This window comes from Allokutzneria sp. NRRL B-24872, assembly GCF_002155965.1.
In the GTDB taxonomy this organism is placed as follows: domain Bacteria; phylum Actinomycetota; class Actinomycetes; order Mycobacteriales; family Pseudonocardiaceae; genus Allokutzneria.
On sequence record NZ_MUMH01000037.1, the window covers coordinates 1 to 15,507 of the forward strand.

The 15,507-nt window shown below is 66.7% G+C and carries 11 protein-coding genes; 10 read left to right on the plus strand and 1 reads right to left on the minus strand.

Translation table 11 applies throughout. The features are described from left to right. Nucleotides 1–321 precede the first annotated feature (321 nt). From CCN37_RS10725 to CCN37_RS10760, 9 genes are all read left to right on the plus strand, one after another. Nucleotides 322–1,047 (plus strand): hypothetical protein, encoded by a 726-nt coding sequence (locus CCN37_RS10725; RefSeq protein ID WP_143261545.1) that lies wholly within the window; start codon nt 322–324, stop codon nt 1,045–1,047. Nucleotides 1,048–1,161: 114 nt separating this feature from the next. After that, nucleotides 1,162–3,099 carry a DNRLRE domain-containing protein gene (locus CCN37_RS10730; protein WP_086820576.1) on the plus strand — a complete coding sequence of 646 codons (1,938 nt, stop codon included), beginning with the start codon at nt 1,162–1,164 and terminating at the stop codon, nt 3,097–3,099. A 37-nt stretch (nt 3,100–3,136) separates the two neighbouring features. Continuing rightward, nucleotides 3,137–9,811 (plus strand): polymorphic toxin-type HINT domain-containing protein, encoded by a 6,675-nt coding sequence (locus CCN37_RS10735; RefSeq protein ID WP_168200615.1) that lies wholly within the window; start codon nt 3,137–3,139, stop codon nt 9,809–9,811. Next, nucleotides 9,808–10,149 carry a hypothetical protein gene (locus CCN37_RS38920; protein ID WP_143261546.1) on the plus strand — a complete coding sequence of 114 codons (342 nt, stop codon included), beginning with the start codon at nt 9,808–9,810 and terminating at the stop codon, nt 10,147–10,149. Before CCN37_RS10735 ends, CCN37_RS38920 begins: the two co-directional genes overlap by 4 nt. A gap of 189 nt (nt 10,150–10,338) precedes the next feature. Further along, nucleotides 10,339–10,680, plus strand: coding sequence for a barstar family protein (locus CCN37_RS10740; protein WP_246842940.1), 342 nt, complete (start codon nt 10,339–10,341; stop codon nt 10,678–10,680). Nucleotides 10,681–10,728: 48 nt separating this feature from the next. After that, complete coding sequence (locus CCN37_RS10745) at nt 10,729–11,163, plus strand: hypothetical protein (protein WP_086820578.1); 435 nt, start codon at nt 10,729–10,731, stop codon at nt 11,161–11,163. 20 nt (nt 11,164–11,183) lie between these two features. Beyond that, nucleotides 11,184–11,573, plus strand: a complete 390-nt coding sequence (locus CCN37_RS10750; protein WP_086820579.1) for a barstar family protein — start codon at nt 11,184–11,186, stop codon at nt 11,571–11,573. 148 nt (nt 11,574–11,721) lie between these two features. Next, nucleotides 11,722–12,255 (plus strand): hypothetical protein, encoded by a 534-nt coding sequence (locus CCN37_RS10755; RefSeq protein ID WP_086820580.1) that lies wholly within the window; start codon nt 11,722–11,724, stop codon nt 12,253–12,255. An 11-nt stretch (nt 12,256–12,266) separates the two neighbouring features. After that, nucleotides 12,267–13,274: a hypothetical protein gene (locus tag CCN37_RS10760; RefSeq protein WP_143261547.1), complete on the plus strand. Its 1,008-nt coding sequence runs from the start codon at nt 12,267–12,269 to the stop codon at nt 13,272–13,274. Here the strand turns inward: CCN37_RS10760 and CCN37_RS10765 are convergent. Beyond that, nucleotides 13,271–15,043, minus strand: coding sequence for a family 20 glycosylhydrolase (locus tag CCN37_RS10765; protein WP_086820582.1), 1,773 nt, complete (start codon nt 15,041–15,043; stop codon nt 13,271–13,273). The two genes, CCN37_RS10760 and CCN37_RS10765, sit on opposite strands and share 4 nt — an antisense overlap. 223 nt (nt 15,044–15,266) lie before the next feature. On the opposite strand from CCN37_RS10765, the gene CCN37_RS38925 reads away from it, so the two are divergent. Then, a partial coding sequence (locus CCN37_RS38925) for a hypothetical protein (RefSeq protein WP_168200616.1) occupies nt 15,267–15,507 on the plus strand: 241 nt, incomplete at its 3' end.

Below are 15,507 nucleotides of genomic sequence, written 5' to 3' on the forward strand. Positions count from 1 at the left end.
CACCCGGCCCGCCCCGTGCGCAGCTGCCGCTTCTCCAGGTAGCCCTGCCCGACGTCGTCGTAGTGCGCGTCCCTGCTCACCGACCGCCTCCAGCCCTCGCAAATAGCCCAGAGTTAGACCATTGCCGCCGCGTGTGAGCGAGGTTACAAACCTCTGCCAGGCTGTCAAGGGCCATGGTCGTCCGAACGGCCGATTGCGCCAAGTGTGTGCCCGCGGTGAAGCTGTGTCGGCTTTCGTGACGGTTTGCGCGCTATGGGGGGCTCGCTGCCGCAACTGTCCAAGGGGGAAGTTGTGCGTTCCAGCGGTGTGCGGCGATTCGCCGTGCCGTTTTCACTTGCGCTGGCAGCATTTCTGCTGCTTCCAGCGCTGCCGGCGGTCGCGACCGCGCCTCCGGCCCAGCCGACCGAACTCGGTGTCGAGGACGGCCTGATCCCGTGCACCGTGGGTCCGGAGCGGCCGTTCGTGTTCACCAAGACCCCGCGACTCAGGGCGCGCGTTTCCGCCGGTGACGGCGGCTTCCTCAACGCCGGGTTCCGCGTGCTCAAGGGGACTGCCGACGCTCACACGTGGGACGGCAACGAGCAGCGCGTGACCGACACGCCGTCCGGTTCGTTCGCCGAGGTCACCGTCGCCGCTGGCCTGATCGAGGACGGTCAGGTCCACACCTGGCACATGTGGGCGGAGAACGCCGCAGGCCGGACCTGGTCGAAGTTCTGCGAGTTCGAGGTCGACAGCGTCTCGCCGGTCGAGCCCGAGGTGTCCTCGCCGGACTACCCGGAGGCGACCGCGCGGCCCGGACCGGGGAGGCCGGGGACCTTCACCTTCCGCGCCAACGGAAGCACCGATGTCGCGAAGTACCAGTACACCTTCTCCGGTGAAGAGACCGGTCCATGGACTGATGTACGGCCGGACAACTTCGGCGGCTCGGTGTCGGTGACGTGGGCACCTGACAAGCCAGGCACGCATTACTTGCTGGTGCGGTCGGTCAACCGCGCGGGGAACACTTCGCCGATCTACTGGTACGAGATTCGCGTGCGTTCCGCATAGCGACGCTTCAGGGCCATCGCACTGGCGTGGGGGATTGGGGTCCCGCACGCCCTTCATGCAGGGGGAAAGGTGTATCGCAGGGGGATGTGGCGTGCTCGCACGCCCGTATTAGGCATGCTCATCGCGGGGTTGCTGGTGGTTCCAGCTGAGGCGAGCACGGACTCCAAGACCACGGAGACCACCGAAGTCGTCGCGAATCCGGACGGCAGCCACACGTGGACGGAGCACCTTCAGCCCGTCCGCGTGCGGAGAGGCACGGGCTGGGTGCCAGTGGACTTGAAACTGGTCAAGCGCTCGGACGGCACGATCGCGCCATCAGCGGCGCCGGTCGATCTCCGGTTTTCCGCCGGAGGAAAGGGAAATCAGGCTCCGCTGGTGGTGCTCGGGCGCGATGCGCGCGAGGTGGGACTGCGCTGGAGGAGTGAACTTCCGGCGCCGGTCCTCGACGGAGCGCAAGCGACCTACCGCGAAGTCCTGCCCGGCGTGGACCTCGTCGTGCGCGCCGAGGTCGAGGGCTTCCGCCAGGTCCTGGTCGTCAAGTCCGCGCAGGCGGCGAGCAACCCGGAGCTGCGCAAGGTCGCGTTCGGCCAGCACACGAAGGACGTCACCGTGCGCCAGTCCAACGCCGCGCGCTCGCGGACGATCGGTGGCTTGGAAGCCGTCGATCGCACGGGCTCCGTGGTGTTCTCCGGCGACGCCACGCGGATGTGGGACTCCTCCGGCACGGCAGGCGGAGTGGCCGGTCCCGGCGAGGGCGGGCGGAGCGCCGTGATGGGTGTCGAGCTGTCCGCGAGCGATATCGCGATCAGCCCGGACCAGGGCTTCCTCGGGGACGCCGCGACCAAGTACCCGGTGTTCCTCGATCCGGAATTCTCCTGGCACGGTGGGAAGAACCACCACGCCGTGGTCCAGTCGGCCTGGCCCGACGCCCGGAACTACGACCGCACCGACGGCGACCTGAACGAGCTCAAGGCGGGCTACGCGCAGGAGCGCGGGAAGACGTTCAACTCCCGTTCCTTCGTGGAGATGGACGCCTCCGCCATGCGCGGCAAGCAGATCTTCTCCGCGACGCTGCGCACTCGGGTGATCCACTCGCACAGTTGCTCCGGCGGCCCGACCGAGGCTTGGCTGACCGGCCCTATCGGCCCCGATACCACCTGGCTCCAGCAGCCCGCGTGGCACTACCAGGTCGACAACGTGGCCGTCTCCAACAACGCCCGGTACTGCCCGTCGCACGGCGGCTCCGAGTTCGACGTCACGCGCGCCGTGCAGCAGGCTGCCGCCGAGAACTGGCACCACGTGACGATCGGACTGCGCGCCCGCAACGAGGGCGTCGACACCGAATGGCGCCGCTACGAGGTGAACCCCGCCTTGGTGGTGCGCTACAACTCGCCTCCGGACGAGCCCGCTGAGCTGAGCATGGAAGGCGGCTTGATCCCCTGCGCCACCGGGCCGGAGCGACCGGTTGTCTTCACCAAGACCCCGAGGCTCCGCGCGCGGCTGTCCGATCCGGACGGTGGACTGATGGACGCCGGTTTCCGCGTGTTGCAAGGCACGGCGGACAAGCACACGTGGGACGGCAATGAGCACCACGTCGCCGACGTTCCATCTGACCTCTTCGCGGAGATCCAAGTCCGTGACGGGGTGATCCCGGGGCACGGCGTCTACACGTGGCACGTCTGGTCAGGGGACTACTCCACCAGCCGCTGGTCCAAGTTCTGCGAGTTCGAGATCGACACCGTGCCGCCGGGCCTGCCGACAGCCGTCTCGAAGGAGTACCCGCAGGCGACTCCAGCTCTGGGAGTGGGCAGGCAGGGGACGTTCACCCTGAAGCCGAACGGGACGACCGACGTCCGCAAGTACCTGTACACCTTCACCGAGTGGCAGAACGACGACCCCCAGCGGGTTGTCGAGCCCGACCGGCTCGGCGGCGAGGCGACCCTCACGTGGACACCGGCCAAGAGCGGGAAGCACTACCTGATCATCCGGTCCGTCGACCGGGCCGAGAACCGCTCCGGCCTCTTCATCTATGAGATCAGGGTCTCCGACTGATGACCCCGTTCCGCTCAGAAACAAGGGAATTCTCGTGATGCGCAGATCTCGACGTGGTTTCGGCGCGGGCGCTGTGATCTTGGCGGCGTCTCTGGTGCTGTCCACGGTTTCACTGACACCCCAGGCCACCAGCGCGCCCCGAAGCACGATGGAGCCGCACAAGGAGCGCAGCGTCCCGGGCAAGCCCGTTGCGATGCGACCGCTGCCGATCAACGAACTCCAGCAACAGCTCGCCCGGAAGCTCCCTGCACCGCAGTGGCCGGTGGCGGCCAAAGCGGAGGTCGATCTGGGGTCGCAGGCCAGAGCGCCCGGCAGCGTGCTCGCCCAGGCGGGTCGAACACCGGTCTCCGTCGGAAGGCCTGCGACAGCACTTACACGGCAACCGGACCAGGGCAAGGTCCTGATCGAGACTTTCGACCAGAAGAAGTCAGGGGTCGCGGGGGTCACCGGCACGATCCTTCGAGTGTCCGGTGTGGACGGTCCGCTTTCGGTTCGCCTGGACTACAAGGGGTTCGAGCACGCGCTGGGTGGCGGCTTCGGTTCGAGGCTGACCTTCCACCGTATGCCCGAGTGCGCCCTGGTTACGCCGGAGCGGCCTGAGTGCCGCGTCGGCGCACCGGTTCGCACGGAGAACGACACGGCCAAGCGCATGGTCACGACAGAGATCCCGTCCGCTACCGGATCGGGTGTCGTGCTCGCGGCGGTCGCGGCGGGCTCTGGCTCTGGCGGAACCTACGAGGCGACACCGCTCTCTCCCTCGGGCAGTTGGTCCGCTGGCGGATCGTCCGGTGACTTCAGCTACGCGTACCCGTTCAAGCTCCCGTCAGCTCCGAGCGGGAAGGGACCCGCTGTCTCGCTCGGGTACTCCTCGGGCAGCATTGACGGCCGCACCAGCGCGACGAACAACCAGGCGTCGACGGTCGGCGACGGCTGGGAGATGTCCGCGGGCGGCTCCATCGAGCGGCGCTACAAGGGTTGCGCGCAGGACCTCGGCGGCAACCAGGGGCAGACCAAGACCGGCGACCTGTGCTGGGCGACCGACAACGCGACGCTGAGCCTCGGTGGTACGACCTCCGAGCTCGTCAAGATCTCGAACACCGTGTGGCGGCCGAAGCGCGATGACGGCTCGCGCGTCGAGAAGATCTTCGGTGGCGTCAACGGGGACGACAACGGTGAGCACTGGAAGGTCACGACCACCGACGGCACGCAGTACTTCCTCGGCATGAACCGGCTCCCCGGCTGGACGGCCGGCAAGCCCGAGACGCGCTCGACGTGGTCGGTTCCCGTCTACGGCAACAACACCAACGAACCGTGCAACAAGGCCGCGTTCGCCGACTCGTGGTGCGACCAGGCGTGGCGGTGGAACCTCGACTACGTCGTCGACCCCAAGGGGAACGTGACGACGTACTACTACGAGCCGGAGGGCAACAACTACGGCCGCAACGCCAAACCCGGCGACGCGACCGCCTACACCCGCGGTGGTGTCCTGACCCGCATCGAGTACGGACTGCGCTCCGACGCCGTGTACGGGCCTGCGCCCAACCAGGTGCGCTTCGAGCACGCGGAGCGGTGTCTGCCGAACGGTGGCATGCGCTGCGAGCCGGGGCAGCTCAACAAGGACACTGCGAAGTCCTGGCCCGATGTGCCCTTCGACCGCCTGTGCGCACAGGGGGAGCAGTGCACCAACCGTCTCGCCCCGTCCTTCTTCAGCCGCAAGCGTTTGACGAAGGTCGTCACGGAGATCCGCAGGGACAACACCGGCGACGCGTTGAAGTGGCACGCGGTCGACTCCTGGACCCTTCGACAGGAGTTCCCACCGACGACGGATGGACTGGACCCGGCGCTGTGGCTCGCGGGCATCACCAGGACCGGGCACGTCGGCGGTGACGCGTCCCTGCCCGAGATGGTCTTCCACGGGGCGTCGATGCCCAACCGCGTCGATGCCAAGGAAGGGCTCGCGCCCATCGAACGACCGAGGCTCCGTCGCATCATCAACGAGGCCGGCGGTTACACCGAGATCGGCTACACGGCCGCCGAGTGCGACCGGAACGGCACGATGCCGCCCAATGCCGAGTTCAACACCCTTCGCTGCTACCCGATGTTCTGGACACCGGAGCACGCGCCGGAGCCGATCCTGGACTGGTTCCACAAGTACGTCGTGCGTGTCGTGGTCGAGGACGACCGCTACTCCAGCTCACCGAAGAAGACCCACTACGAGTACCACGAGGGCGCAGCGTGGCACTTCGACGAGAACGAGTTCGCCGAGATGCGGCACCGGACTTACTCGTCTTGGCGCGGCTACCGGTGGGTGCGCACCTGGACGGGTGAGCCCGGAAAGACGTTGTCGCTGACGGACACGCGCTACATGCGTGGCATGGACGGCGACCCGCTCCCCGGAGGCGGTAAGCGCGAAGCCTGGGTGCCCGACAGCGACGGCGGGAAGCTGCGCGATCACGAGCGCCTGCAGGGTTTCGTCCGCGAGACCGTCCAGCACAGCAAGGGCAGGATCGCGTCGGGCTCGATCAACGACCCGAAGGTCCAGGGGCCCACCGCGACCGACGGTGACAAGCAGGCATTCCTGCTCAACACCGAGTCTGTTCGCGGTAGAACGTTGTTGGAGAACGGGAAGTACCGAAGGACCCAGGTTCTCACAGAGTTCAACCAGGAGGGGCTGGCCACCAAGGTCGACGACGTCGGTGACATCGACGTCGCGGGTGACGAGAAGTGCACGCGCACGTCCTATGCGCGCAACGAAGGTGCGTGGATGCTCAACTACGCGTCTCAGGTGCGCACGGTCGCGCTCGCCTGTGCCAAGGGCGATGGCACCGATGCGGACATTGTCACCGATGTGCGTTCTCTATATGACAACAAGGAGTTCGGTGCGCCTCCGACTCGCGGTGAGGTGACGACGGCACAGCGGTGGACCAAGGACGGTTACCAGGACGTCGCTCGGACCAAGTACGACGCGTACGGTCGCGCTTTCGAAGCGCTTGATGCCGCGAACGCCAAGACCACCACGACTTTCACGCCCGCGTCCGGCTTCGCAGCGCGCACGGTCACGTCGACGAACCCGCGTGGGCACGTGTCTGTGAACACCGTTGAGCCCGCTCGGGACCAGGCGGTCTCGGAAGTCGGCCCCAACGGGGAGCGGGTCGACATCGAGTACGACCCGCTCGGGCGCACGGTCCGGGTGTGGAACCCGGGTCGGTCCAAGGACTCCAAGCAGACTCCTTCTCGCGAGTTCACCTATGACTACAGGGCTGACAAAGCGTCGGTCGTGGCTACCAAGGTGTTGCGTGAGGACAACACCTACGCGATCTCCTACGCCCTCTACGACGGCCTCATGCGGCTGCGTCAGAACCAGACGCCGCCGGTCGCTGGCGGTCGCCTGATCACCGACAACTTCTATGACGACCGCGGTCTCGTGTCGCGGGCCAACGCCGTCTTCTACAACGAGAACGCGCCGGAACCGGAAATGTTCGGCGCGACCGAGAACGCGGTCCCGAACCGGACGGTCACCGAGTACGACGAGATGGCCCGCCCGACGAAGGCCGCCTACCACAAGTTCGGCGTCGAGCAGTGGGCGACCACGACGGCGTACGGCGGCGATCGCACCCACGTCACACCGCCCACCGGTGACACCCCGATGACGATCGTCACCAACGCCCAGGGCCAGGCAACGGAAAGGCACCAGTACCAGGGAAGAACGCCTTCCGGTGCTGCTGATACGACGAAGTACGGCTATGACCGGTTCGGTCGGCTCGAGGTCATCACCGACGCCGCCGGTGGACAGTGGCGCTACGAGTACGACGAGCTCGGTCGCAAGCGCAAGGACGTCGACCGCGACAAGGGCGCCACGACCTACACCTACGACTCGCTCGACCAGGTCAAGACGACGACCGACGCGCGCGGTCAGACCCTGACTTACGAGTACGACGACCTGCGCCGCAAGACGGCTGTTCTCGAAGGGAAGAACAAGCTCACGGAGTGGACGTACGACTCCCTGAAGAAGGGCTTGCCGACCAGCTCCACACGCTTCGTCAACGGCCATGCGTACATCGAGCGCGTCACCGCCTACGACGCGCAGAACCGCCCCGAGGCTCGCCAAGTCGTTGTGCCGCAGACGGAGGGGAAACTCGCGGGAACCTACACGTTTGGCACCAAGTACACGCCGAACACCGGCCTTGTTCGGTCCAGCACGTTGCCCGCAGCTGGAGGACTCGCCGCGGAGGAGGTGAGCTACGAGTACAACGAACTCGGCCAGGCCGTGAAGACCAGCGGCGCATCGGTCTACGGACAGGAGCACCTGTACACGAAGTACGGCGAGAACTACAAGATGTGGATCGGTGACGGCGACCAGCGCGTCGAGAAGCACTACGGCTATGAGGACGGCACTCGGCGACTGGTGAAGGCGGAAGCCCTTCGAGCGTCCGGAGGCGAGTGGCAGACCTACGTTCGCGACTACTCCTACGACCCTGCGGGCAACGTCACCAAGGTGTCCGACACGGGCGAGAAGCGGCCCACGGACACGCAGTGCTTCCGCTACGACCACCTGCGCCGCTTGACGAAGGCGTTCACACCGTCCGCAAGCGACTGTGGGCCTGATCCCTCAGTGCCCGCACTGGGCGGTCCTGCGCCGTACTGGGTGGACTTCAGCTACGACAAGCTCGGCAACCGCAAGACCGAGACCAAGCACACCGCGCAGGGCGACACGACTCGCATCTACGAATACCCGAAGGTCGGTGAACCGCAACCGCACAGCCTGCGCGCTGTGACGCAGAAGGGCCCGGCAGGCGAGTCGCGCGATGAGTTCGGCTACAACGCCAACGGCGAGACGACCACCCGCAAGGTCGCCGGCGACACGCAGAAGCTCGACTGGAACTCCGAGGGCCGCCTGGCGAAGGTGACTCACGCCAACGGGCAGATCTCCGAGTACGTCTACGGCGCTGATGGCTCCCGGCTGCTCAAGCGCGAGCCCAAGTCCACCGTTCTCTACCTCGGCGGCACCGAACTCGTGCTGGACAAGGACCTCGACGTGGTGCGCGGCAAGCGTTACTACGCGCACGGCGGTGAAACCGTCGCGATGCGGACGTCGTGGGGCGGGCTCACACTGATGACCGAGGACCACCAGGGCACGCCCAAGGAGTCCTACGGCAAGAACAGCGAGCCCGTGACCCGGCGCTACCTCGACCCGTTCGGTGGGCTCCGCGGTGGCACAGGAACCTGGCCCGACGACAAGGGATTCGTTGGGGGAACACAGGATTCCACCGGCCTGACCCACCTCGGCGCCCGCGAGTACGACCCGGCCAACGGGCGGTTCCTGTCCGTTGACCCGGTGATGGACCTCGCCGATCCGCAGCAGACCAACGGCTACTCCTACGCCAACAACTCGCCCATCACCATGAGCGACCCTGACGGGTTGCGGCCCATGCAGATGTGCATCGACGACCGCTGCCAGCACGTCGTCATCCCCGCGCCCGGCGGCGACCACCTCGAGCGCATGCCCGACGGAAGCCGTTACCTGCACGGCAAGAACGGCCGCTCCCAACGCCTGTCCGGCCCGACCCAGGACGTCAGCGATCACGTCGCCGCCGCTCTCGCCCGTGAGGGCGCCAGCCGCGCCGAGTACGAACGCGCCCGCGCACTCGCCGCCTCCAAGAAGGGGTGGTGGGACGTCGTCCTCGACCACGCGGGCGACATCGTCGGTGACCTCATCGGCATCAACGACGTCAAGTCGTGCTTCACCGGCGGCGACCTCTTCGCGTGCTTCGGCCTGATCCCGTGGGGCCGCCTCTTCAAGGTCATCGGCAGCGCCGGGCGGATCGCTTCCGCCATCGCCGCCGCCAACCGCTGGATCGACGAGGTCGCCGCGGCACGCGCCACCCTGCGCCGCCTCGACTCCATCGTCGAGAGCGCGCGCCGCAACGAGCCCCCGTGCAACAGCTTCACGCCCGGGACGTTGGTGCTCATGGCCAACGGCTCGCGCAAACCCATCGAGCACGTGAAGCTCGGCGACCAAGTCCTGGCCACCGACCCCGTCACCGGCGAGACCGGCCCACGCGCCGTCGTCGCCACCATCATCGGCTCCGGCACGAAGCAGCTGGTCGAGGTGACCGTCGGCTCCGGCCCCGCCATGGCCACCGTCACCGCCACTGCCGGACACCCGTTCTGGAACGCCAAGACCTCGCAGTGGGAGGACGCCGGGGACCTTCGCGCTGGCGACGCTCTGCTGACGCCGTCACGCGACGTCGTGCCTGTCTCGGCTGTTCAGCAGCGGTCGGCGGAGCAGCAGGTCTTCAACCTGACCGTCGAGGGTGTTCACACGTACTATGTGCTGGCGGGCAACTCTTCGATTCTTGCCCATAATTGCGGTGAGCAATTGTATGAAGCAGGGGGGAAACACGGCTTTGAAGCAAGGTGGAGCCATCGGGGTGAGAACAGTGCCGAACCTCGCGATGGGCAGGGGGCGCTGGAAAATTCAGTTCAGGTTAAAGCGTCGTCTCGGCGCCGAATCGGAGTCGATCCTTCGAACGGAGATCGGGTAATCCTCGACCTCTCCAGAGAGATCCCGTGTGGTTGTACGGTTCCTGGGGGGAGTAATCAACTTTTTCACGGCCACGTCCGAACGGATGTGAGCACGGATCCAGGAATGTCAAAAGCAAATTCCGCCTTGAATAAGGCCATTAAGTCAGGAAAGATTCAGATCCCATGACAAATGAGTCGGGCGTGGAGCTTCAAAATTGGCGAAAAGCTATGGAGGCTGCTGTATGGAGTTCAGAAGTTGAAGCTGCCACCGATGCTCTTCTGGGGATCACCTATAATGATCCTGATCGTGTTTATGTTGAAAGCATATTGCTCAAGTGTCTTTCTGTTGAATGTGATCGTCAGGTTCGATCGTTGGCTGTAACGTGCATCGGTCATGTGGCCAGAATTTATCGATCGGTGGGCCGTGACGTGCTGAGAAAACTGGACGAGCTGCTCGATGATCCAGATCTCAGTGGTGTTGCGGAAGATGCTTTGGATGACGTCAAGTCTTTTGTTGTCAGCTGATTCACATGCATGACTTTCGGCGAGGCGTCAGGTCGGGGAGAAGCTGGTAGGGGTGAATGAGCGGGAGGTGGATAGGCCTGCCCTGTCGAGGGCGCCTTCTGTGCTATCGACGCGCGGCGGAGCGGGTTGGGAGCTGGGCATGACCTGGCGGGGCTTCGTCTAGGGCATATTCGCGGATCGTGCTCCCCGGTGCTGACGCTCGACCGTTCCGGTGAGCTGATAGGGCTCGTTCGACTCCAACAACTATCGTTGGCATCGACGGGGCGGAGATTGGGTCAAGGAGGAGCTGCACGGGTCCTGCGCGACGAACTGGATCTCGGCCCGTACTACGGAGCCAACCTGGACGCGTTGTGGGATCGCCTGTCGACGGACGTCGAGAGGCCCGTGCGGATCGTGTGGCGGAACTCCGAGCTGAGCGAGCGAGCCTTGGGCGCTGACAGGTTCGAGAAGGTCCGTGAGGTCCTGCGTGGTGTCGAGGCGCGGGATCGGTCGCTGGGATGGCTCGACCGTTTCGTGGTGCGGTTTGTTTAGCGCGAAGGAGCTCCTGGCAGCTCTCGTCGACGTTCTGGAGGTGCCCTGATGGCGAAAGAGATCGAGATTCCGATGCACGGCCCCGAGGGACGCTATGTCACGCTCGCGGACGTGCTGCGGTGCGTCAACGGCGAGCCGCTGCGGTGGCGAGTGCTGGAGTTCTCCGGAGTTGGGCGGATGCCGAACGGGATGTCGGTCGACGAGTTCGAGAGAGTCGCCAACTTCGCTCCGGGCGGGGTGCCGTTCGAATGGGCCTCGCTGCTGGAGTTCGCCGCCGCGCTCGCCGAGACGCATGACCTCAGCCTGGTGGGCACGGGCGACGACAGGTTCGCGGAGCAGACATCGCTCGACGACGAGAGGCTTTCCGGTGCTCCTGTGTACATCCAGGCACTCGACAGCGGGCGATGGGTGGTTTCAGGGCGAGCTGAGTTCGTGAACGCGGCTGCCCTTGCTCGCTTGAGTGCCGAGGTGCGGGCGGAATGAACAGTCGTAGATGGCGGTCGATGGCCGCCCTGCTGCCGGGGCGGCCACGTGCGCCGTACCTCCTTCAGGCCGACCGGCGAGCGGAGGTGGAGAAGACGCTCAAGGTGGACGGCTTCTCAGTGGCGAGTTCGGAGTTCGGAGGTGTTTCTTCCAGCCAGGATGCATCCGTCCTTTGCGGTCGAGCGCTTGAGTATCCCGACGTCTACCGCGGAGGGTGGGACGGCTTCTTCGACCTGCTCTGCTCGGAGTTCCAGGAGCGTCCGCGCAGAATCGTGGTGAACCTGCTGGACTCGGACCGGTTGGCGCGTCGCGATCTTTCACTGTTCGTCAACATCTCCTGGGCGCTCTTGAGGGCGACCGAGACGGTCGAAGCCGAGGGAGCTGGAGAGTGGCAGCTTGAGTTTCTTTAGTGGGGTCAGTGGGAGCCCGGTTGGTCGCAGCGTGGGAAGTAGGAGCCACAGGTGTTTGCCGCGTCGAGGCGGACCTGCCCCTGTGATCCGGTCGCGCCAGGTTGAAGCTGCCGCAGTACGTGCTCGACGTGGCTGAGAGGCTGGACGGGTGAGCGACTGGGAGAAGCTGGTCGGGCTGGCAGCGCCTGGAAATGAAGGCGGTCTCTACGCCTTCGAGTTAGCTCTGCACGTGTTCTCCGCGCACACAGCGGAGGAGTGGAACGCCCAGGACGGGTGGAGGAGCGGGTTCCCGAACCTGGACCCGGACTGGTGGTTCTTCGCCGAGGACGTGTTCGCGGACCAGTTCTTCCGCACGCCGACGGGGGAGGTCGGGGTGTTCCGCGCGGAGGAAGGCGAAGCGGAGATGCTGGCGCCGGACATCGAAGGCTGGGCGGAGATGGTGCTGGGCGATTTCGAGGTGTGGACTGGCCATCCGGTCGCGCACGAGTGGCAGAAGGAGCACGGGCGCCTGGCGGAGGGGGAGCGGCTGACACCGAAGATTCCGTTCGTGCTGGGCGGGAGCTACGAGCTGGACAACCTGTACGCGGCGAGCGCGGTGGAGATCATGGCGTTCCGGGCGAGCCTTGCCGCGCAGGTCGAAAGCCTTTCGGACGGAACCGAAATCAGGCTCGTCCATGAGTAGCCTCCCGCCGCATGGGACACACGCGAAGGGCGTTTCTGGGTGCGGTCGGGGCGATGGCGGTCGCCACGCCGCTGGCGCACGCGCTGCCGAACTACGTCAGCGGCAGGGTGATCCAGACAGCGCTGAACAACGCGCGTGACGGCAAGGGGCCGAGGGACGCGGCTGGGCGGTACATCGCGAAGCCGGGCAAGGCGACCTACCTGCTGACCGAGCCGCTGATCATCCACGGCAACACCCACCTCGACGTCACCGGAATTCGCATCGTGGCGCGGTTTCCGGCGACGGGGGTGAAGAAGACGATGGTGCTCAACGCGGTCGCGGCGAGCACGGGCGGGTACGGGGCGCCGGGGAACATCGCGATCACGGGCGGGTCGTGGGACCCGACGTGGGACTTCTTCCAGCGCGGCGTCGGGCACCTGGCCCCGCCGATGAACGTGATCACGTTGATCCACACGAAGAACGTGGCGCTGACCGGCATGACGATCTACAACACCAAGCACTGGCACGCGATCGAGCTGAACGCGATCCAGAACGGGCTGGTGCGCGACTGCTCGTTGCTGGGCTGGATCGCCGACCCGAAGCAGGGGCTGTGGCACGGGGAAGCCGTGCAGGTCGACCTGCCGAACGGGGTCACGGCGTGGGCGGGCAAGGCGGACGGGACGCCGTGCCGGACGATCGTGCTGCGCGGGAACACCTGTGACAAATCGGGATCGCAGCTCGGGTTCGGGCAGTTCACCGGCTCGCACACGGCGCACCCCGGCGTGACGCACAGCGACGTGCTGGTCGAGGCCAACACGGTGACGAACTGCGAAGGCGGGATCTACGTGAAGTCCGCTGAGGCCAACAGAACCGTCGTGATCACCGGCAACAAGGTCAGCGGTACCAGGACCCGGCCGAGAGTCGGAGTGCGGGCGGTGCAGCCGATCAGCGATGTGGTGGTCTCCGGCAACGCGGTGACGCCGTGCTCGTTCAGCTACGTCGGCGACGTCGCGCACCGGAGCCCACCACAGCAGTGCTAGGCGCAGGCGCCGAGGTCTTCCCAGACACCCCAGCGGCCGGTGCTGCCGGGCTCTTCACCTCGGGTCCACCACTTGGCGCGCCACTCGTGGTTGCCGTGGGAGACAAGGGTTCCACCGTTGTAGATCTTGGCGGACTCCCAGGCGGGGTTGTCGCACGAGCCCGGGTTGCTGGTCGGCCAGGGCACCTGCGGGGACTTGTAGTAGTTGATCCCGGCGGCGTCCCAGCGCGGACCCTGCGCGGCGAGGCGCTGCTTGAACGCGTCCCAGTTGTGCGAGGACGCGGGAGCCCAGCCGAGTTCGGCGATCGCGGGAAGGCGCGGGAAGGCCATGTACTCGATGTCGGCCAACGTCTTCAGCGTCTCCGACCACAGCGGGGCCTCGACGCCGAACACCGAGGACTCGCCGACGCCCTGCGCGTAGGTGGCGGGGTCCCAGTTGTAGGCGTCCTGCACCTCGATGTAGCCCGCCCAGTTCAGGCCGAGCGGCGACTGCGCGTTGTACTTCATGTCCAGGTACGCCTTGTTGGCGGGCGACATGAGGATCTTGTTGCCACGCGCGGCGGCAGCGGTGACGGCGGGGTTGCTGGCCTTGGTGTCCCAGAACTGGATCACGGTGGAGGTGGGCACGTCCGGCTTGGCCTTGGCGACCTCGTGCCAACCCATCGCGGTCTTGCCGTACTTGGCCAGGACGGGCAGCGCCTTGGTCATGAACGTGTTGTAGTCGGCCTCGGAGGTCGCGTGCGCCTCGTCACCGCCGAGGTGGAAGTACTTGCCCGGCGTCAGCGCGGCGATCTCGCGCACCACGTCGTCGACGAACTTGTAGGTGATGTCCTTGTTGATGCACAGGGAGCTGTAGCCGACCGCGATGTCGGTGCGCAGCGGCGGTGCGACCCCGTCGCAGTTCAGCTCCGCGTAGGAGGCCAGCGCCGAGTTGGTGTGGCCGGGCATGTCGAACTCGGGGATCACGGTCATCTGCCGGGACGCGGCGTGCGCGATGATCTCCTTGTACTGCTCCTGCGTGTAGTAGCCGCCGGGGCCGCCGCCGACCTGGGTGCTGCCGCCGTAGGTGGCCAGCTTCGGCCAGCTCTTGATCTCGATGCGCCAGCCCTGGTCGTCGGTCAGGTGCAGGTGCAGCGTGTTGATCTTGTAAGCGGCGATCTCGTCGATGTAGCGCTTGACGGTCTCGACGGGGAAGAAGTGCCGCGCGACGTCGAGGTGCGCGCCGCGGTAGCCGAAGCGCGGGTGGTCGAGCACGGAGCCGCCGGGCACGGTCCACGGGCCGGGCTGCGTCCGCGCGCTCTCCGCAGCGGCGGGCAGCAGCTGGCGCAGCGTCTGCACTCCGGCGAACAGGCCAGCGGTCTTGTTGGCGCGGATGACGATGCGGTCAGCGGTGGTGTCGAGCTGGTAGCCCTGCTCGCCAACGGCCGGGTCAGCGCCGGTCAGCAGCAGGGAGACGCTGTTCGCCTGCGGGGCGGCCGACGGGATGACGGGCAGCGCGAAGCCGGTGGGACGGCGCAGCAGCTGGCCGAGGTAGGAGCCGACGTCTGCGGCCTCGCGGCCGGGCTGGACCACGATCCTGGTGGCAGGGGTGATCGTGAACGTCGCCGAGGCGTTCGGGGTGACCTTCACGGGAGCGGGGACGATGCCGGCGTAGGCCGACGCGGGAGCCTGGGCCAGCGCGGTGGGCGCGCTCGCGGCGAGCCCGGTGGCGACGAGCAGTGCCGCGGCCAGGCCGCTGCCCAGCCGAGCGCCGATGCGTGGTGATCTCACGGTGATCCTTCCCGGTGGAGTCGTGCGCACGCTGCACCAGAGCGGGACATTCGCGGCGGCGGCGCCCGAGCAGGGACCCGTCCCGGGCTTGCGGGCCGGTCCGAAACCATGGATATCCGGCGGTATGTCCGGTGTCAAGGTCTAGACCACCTGGGCGAGGTCAGAGCGGCGGACGCGGTTGATCGGGCCGCGACGAGCACGACCACGGACGCGGTTCGCGTCCGTGGTCGTGGGGTTTGCCGTGGTTCGCGACGCCGCGAACGGGGGTTCGGGCTACCTACTGGCCGTTCGGGCCGGGGCCGAAACCTGGCTGTCCTGGGGCCTGCTGCGGGCCGGTCGGTTGGGGGCCGAAGCCGGGCTGCTGTTGTGGGCCAGTGGGTTGCGGCCCGAAGCCGGGCGGCGGGCCGAAACCTGGCTGCGGCTGGGGGCCGGTCGGCTGCGGGCCGAAACCTGGCTGTGGACCG